Annotated in this window: 7 protein-coding genes; all 7 read left to right on the top strand. The window is 40.4% G+C overall.

What is annotated here, in order from left to right; all coding sequences use genetic code 11:
* The first annotated feature begins 25 nt into the window (after nt 1–25).
* The gene (vap15, locus tag MTBBW1_RS24655) at nt 26–250 is read left to right on the top strand and encodes a type II toxin-antitoxin system VapB15 family antitoxin (RefSeq protein ID WP_080808852.1); all 225 of its coding nucleotides are present in this window, start codon (nt 26–28) and stop codon (nt 248–250) included.
* Nucleotides 231–650 carry a putative toxin-antitoxin system toxin component, PIN family gene (locus MTBBW1_RS24660; RefSeq protein WP_080808856.1) on the top strand — a complete coding sequence of 140 codons (420 nt, stop codon included), beginning with the start codon at nt 231–233 and terminating at the stop codon, nt 648–650. The genes vap15 and MTBBW1_RS24660 overlap by 20 nt, the downstream gene beginning before the upstream one ends.
* A 180-nt stretch (nt 651–830) precedes the next feature.
* On the top strand, nt 831–1,880 hold the full coding sequence (locus MTBBW1_RS24665) for a radical SAM protein (protein WP_080808859.1): 1,050 nt from the start codon (nt 831–833) through the stop codon (nt 1,878–1,880).
* A complete protein-coding gene (gene xrt, locus MTBBW1_RS24670) occupies nt 1,877–2,728 on the top strand; it encodes an exosortase (protein WP_080808862.1) in 852 nt (283 codons plus the stop codon). The genes MTBBW1_RS24665 and xrt overlap by 4 nt, the downstream gene beginning before the upstream one ends.
* On the top strand, nt 2,704–3,456 hold the full coding sequence (locus MTBBW1_RS24675; RefSeq protein WP_186441694.1) for an exosortase C-terminal domain/associated protein EpsI: 753 nt from the start codon (nt 2,704–2,706) through the stop codon (nt 3,454–3,456). Before xrt ends, MTBBW1_RS24675 begins: the two co-directional genes overlap by 25 nt.
* Before the next feature lie 249 nt (nt 3,457–3,705).
* Nucleotides 3,706–4,131 (top strand): type II toxin-antitoxin system VapB family antitoxin, encoded by a 426-nt coding sequence (locus MTBBW1_RS29260; protein WP_222424160.1) that lies wholly within the window; start codon nt 3,706–3,708, stop codon nt 4,129–4,131.
* A complete protein-coding gene (gene vapC / locus MTBBW1_RS24685) occupies nt 4,128–4,532 on the top strand; it encodes a type II toxin-antitoxin system VapC family toxin (protein WP_080808867.1) in 405 nt (134 codons plus the stop codon). The genes MTBBW1_RS29260 and vapC overlap by 4 nt, the downstream gene beginning before the upstream one ends.
* Nucleotides 4,533–4,761: the final 229 nt, after the last annotated feature.

Here is a 4,761-nt window from a genome sequence, read left to right on the forward strand (position 1 = left end):
TAAGTAATTTTAATACGGTGGGTTTATGAATCTTACACTTGCAATAGATTTTAATCAGTTGAAATCATTAATATCTCAGTGCGGAATTAATGAAAAAAAGGAAATTGTCCAGATGCTGGAAAAAGATACTTTCCCGATTCGTCTAAATCGTTTTTTGGAAAAAATCAAAACGGATGACCTGAATTTAGATGATATTACAGCAGAAGTGGAGGCAGTCCGGGGAAGAAGATATGGCGCAAAAGGCCAATAGTCTCAAAGTAGTAATTGACACGAATATTTGGATTGCTTTTTTAATTGGAAAAACCCTCTCCGGTCTCTCCAAAGCACTAATCGACGATAGGATCAGGATATTGTTCAGCGATGAACTTTTTGAAGAGCTTGTCGAAGTTTTGCATCGACCCAAATTTACGAAGTATTTTTCAAAAGAAGATATTACTGAACTGATTTCCCTTATTCATTCGAAAACGGAGTTCGTAGAAGCAAAAGAGAAATTTGAAGTATGCCGTGATCCAAAAGATAATTTTCTTCTTGATTTGTGTGTGGCGGGTAATGCGGACTATCTTATCACGGGTGATGAGGATCTGTTGGTATTGAATCCGTTTTGTGATGTTCAAATTATCAATTATCGAGAATTCTGGAAAATTCTATGACTGTGTTTTTATTCCTCCTCCTCTCCATCTATGGAGAGGAGGCTGGGGCAATACTGTTGACTTAAGCTCATGATGCCTCATTACTGGGGGCTGAAAGGCTTGTCATTACAGGCTTTAGATGGCCGGAGAATCCTTAAGGCAACAGCATTGGGAGGCTGGGGGTGAGGTTAGGAAAATAATATGGAAGCATCAATCATTACAACTTATCGCTGTCCCATGCGTTGCAAAATGTGTGATATATGGAATCATCCCACTGATTCTGAAAAGGAGATCACAGCGCGGGAACTTGAAAAAATGCCCGAAGTTAACGTTACCAACATCACAGGGGGGGAACCTCTGATTCGTGAGGATCTTGATGAACTGGTAGAAGTGATATTTAGAAAATCAAAAAGGGTATGCATCTCAACAAGTGGTTTTTACACGGACAGGATTTTTAAACTGTCGGAAAAATTCCCGAATTTGGGATTCAGGGTCAGTATTGAAGGGCTGTCCCAAAAAAATGATGAACTACGTGGTCGGGACGGTGGTTTCGATAAAGGATTAAAAACCCTGCTGGGCTTGAGAGAGATGGGGCGAAAAGATGTGGGGTTCGGTATTACCGTTTCCAACAACAACTCAAAGGATATGCTCTGGCTGTATGAGCTGGCAAGACAGTTGGGGTTGGAGTTTGCAACGGCAGCCTTTCACAATTCGTTCTATTTTTGCAAGGATGACAACGTTATTACCAATCAGGATGAGGTTATTTCTGATTTCCATGAATTGATTGACCGCCTTTTAAATGAGAAAAAGCCCAAAAGCTGGTTCAGAGCCTTTTTTAACCTGGGTTTAATCAATTACATACGGGGAAACAGAAGAATGCTTCCCTGCGAGGCAGGGACTGAAAACTTTTTTATAGATCCTTATGGAGAAGTACTTCCCTGTAATGGAATGGAGAAAAAATATTGGTTTGAGAGTTTTGGAAACATTCGTCAGGCAGACAGCTTTGATGCCATATGGAATGGCAAGAGAGCCGAAGCAGTGAGAGAACTTGTTGCAAAATGTCCCAAAAATTGCTGGATGATAGGCTCTGCCTCTCCGGTCATGAAAAAATATATTCATCATATATTGATCTGGGTGGTTGTCAGCAAAATAAAGAGCCTGTCGAGGCAGCCCATTGATATTGAGTCCATTCCCCATTTTGATGTTGGTCAGGATCCAAGGCAGGGTGATATGAGGGGGAATAATCAGTGAAATGGTTGGTTGAAAAAATTTATTTCAACGCTATGGTTCAGGTGTCACTTTTGACAGTTGCGTTTATTGCTGCATATTGGGTACCTCTAAGTTCTCTTGTAAATACATGGATGACAAATGATGACTACTCCTATGGCATCCTTATACCTTTTATCTCTTTTTATTTGGTTTGGGAAAAGAGAGATCAGCTAAGACACATACCCGTAAAAATCTTCTTGCCTGCACTGCCCCTGCTATTTTTATTTATACTGGTATCACTATATGGTGTACTCGGCTCAAGCGGACATGTTGCAAGACCGGCTTTGCCTGCGCTCATATTTCTGTTCGCGCTTTTCTGTTTTGGTATGGCCATAACAAAACAGATTTTGTTGCCTTTGGTATTCTTCGTCTTTATGATTCCCCTTCCAACGATTCTTGACAGAACCATCGGGGTCTTTTTGAAATCCCTCTCATCACAACTTGGTGGCATGATGCTCCGGCTCTTAGGATACTCTGTCCACGTATCCGGCAATATCATTGATCTTGGGGTTACACAGCTACAGGTGGTGGATGCATGCAGTGGCTTGCGTTTTTTGTTCCCCTTGATCGCATTGGGAATAATCTATGCTTATTATTTTGAAAAGACATTGTGGAAACGTATTTTGTTGGTTCTGTCAACCATTCCCATAGCAATTTTTTCCAATGTACTTCGCATCGCAATCACAGGTGTGTTGACCTATAATTACGGTACCGAGATGGCGGAGGGTTTTTTTCATGATTTTGAAGGCTGGGTGATTTTCATGGCAGCCTTTTTTTTCTGTTTATATTCAGTATGTTCCTTCGCTTGTTTCCATCTTCACCTGTTTTGACAAAGGGCGTCAACAGGCCAGATGTCAATGCCACAGAGCAAACTCCTAAAAATGGACTGGCAGTTGTGATTTCACTTATTCTGCTTACAGGGGTAGGGACTCTTACATACAGAACTGAAGCCATGCCGCCAATTTTTGTGAAAGGTGGAATTGAGAGCTTTCTGCTCAATTTTGGCCAGTGGCGGGGTCAAAGGCAACTTGTTGAGCCAGAGATCATTGAGGCATCAGGGGCAGAAGAGTCCTTTAGTGGATATTATGTGAATGACAAAAATGAGGTAGTTTCCCTTTATATTGGCTACAGAAGCAGTGCATTTCTTGAAAACCGTAATTTTTTCCACAGCCCCACTGTCTGTTTGCCTGCATCTGGTTGGAAAACGCTGGAACAATCAAGACATACTCTCCACGATATCCCTTTCTATCAGACATTTGATGTGACTCAAATGGTTGTTGGTGGCCCAATGGAGAGCCGTCAATTGGTCTATTTCTGGTTTCAGACAAAGGACAGGGTAACCCATGACAAAAACATCAACCGCTTTCATCTTGCCATGCATGCCATTAAAAAAGATAACACCCATGATCTTTTCATACGTCTTATGACATCAATCAAGGATGATGGGGTAATGCAGGATTCTCAGCAAAGACTGGAGTCTTTTGCACGGGATATGATGCCGGTACTTGATCAATTTCTGAAAGATCGGCAGTATGAGGGGGGAACACCCTCGAATTAGAGGGCAGGGGGGATTTTTCTGATTTTGTTTTCCATGCCGGGATGTAGTACCTGACCACAAAAAAAAATCAGAATCAGGAAAAATACAGGGCTTGAAACCCTTTTAGAACTTGATGGCGAAGTGTTTCCAATGGATAATGGGTTTTGGGTGAAATTCAGAGCATATCGATCAGAAGGCGGAAGAGGCGGATGCCAGGTTGCAGGGGGTTATTCGTGAGATTCTTCCGGTGCTTAGGACGTTTTTGCCGGAGTGAAACCTCACCCCCTCTCTATTACATCCATATTAAATACCGCTTCCATCCTTTTTGACAGACCGGAGTGGCACACCGGAAAGCCGGATTTGAAAACATTTTTTTTGACTGGCAAATCGTATGATGAACAATTAACAAATAAATTCAGTTTGGAAGAGATTACCGCGAAGTGGAAAGCGTTCGGAAAAGAATATATGATAAAAAACGAGAGGTATTATTATATGATCAATAAAGAGCTGTTATTGAATGATAAATTAATTCAGGAAGCAATTGATTTATCAGGGATTAAAACTAAAGATGAAGTCCTTGTTGTTGCTTTGCAGGAATTTGTTGCAAAAAGAAAAAGACTGAATTTGTTGGATATCGCTGGAAAAATTGAATTTCAAGAAGGATATGACTATAAAAAATGTAGAGAAGGAATATGATTCTCGTAGATACATCGGTTTTGATTGATTGGTTAAAAGGGAAATCAAATGCACCTGTAGAGTGTTTAAAAGAAATCATACAACGAGACCTTCCTTTTGGTATAACATCAATGATTTATCAGGAATTGCTTCAAGGGGCAAAAAATGATAAAGAGTATGAATTGTTAAAAGAATACCTTTCCAGTCAGAATTTTTATCATCCGTTATCACCCGTTTTCACATATGAAGAAGCTGCAAGGATATATTTTTTGTGTCGCAAAAAAGGCGTTACTATTCGGAGTACAGTGGATTGTTTGATCGCTCAGATAGCCATTGAGCACAATTTGTTTTTGTTACACAATGACAGAGATTTCAACTTGATGGCACCTGTTGTGGGTCTTAAGTTGCTTGATGTAGAATGACTTCAAATAATCTTGTGAAAGCGATGGAATTATGAATGTAAGCATATTTGGAACCTCACCCCCTAACCCCCTTTCCATTTATGGAGAGGGGGAACTTTTTCGTGGATGAATTGGAGGTTGTCTTTTGCTTTTTTCTTCTTGATAAAAGATGACAGCGGAACTATCATTAACGCATCGAAATTTTACTAATCCGATGGGGGTGATTTATATGAAGAACATTCTGATTGTC

This window comes from Desulfamplus magnetovallimortis, assembly GCF_900170035.1.
Lineage (GTDB): Bacteria > Desulfobacterota > Desulfobacteria > Desulfobacterales > Desulfobacteraceae > Desulfamplus > Desulfamplus magnetovallimortis.

Bases quoted from the DNA above. Each gene is read 5' to 3' on its own strand.
- vap15 (WP_080808852.1), top strand. From the start codon at position 26: ATGAATCTTACACTTGCAATAGATTTTAATCAGTTGAAATCATTAATA.
- MTBBW1_RS24660 (WP_080808856.1), top strand. From the start codon at position 231: ATGGCGCAAAAGGCCAATAGTCTCAAAGTAGTAATTGACACGAATATT.
- MTBBW1_RS24665 (WP_080808859.1), top strand. From the start codon at position 831: ATGGAAGCATCAATCATTACAACTTATCGCTGTCCCATGCGTTGCAAA.
- vapC (WP_080808867.1), top strand. From the start codon at position 4,128: ATGATTCTCGTAGATACATCGGTTTTGATTGATTGGTTAAAAGGGAAA.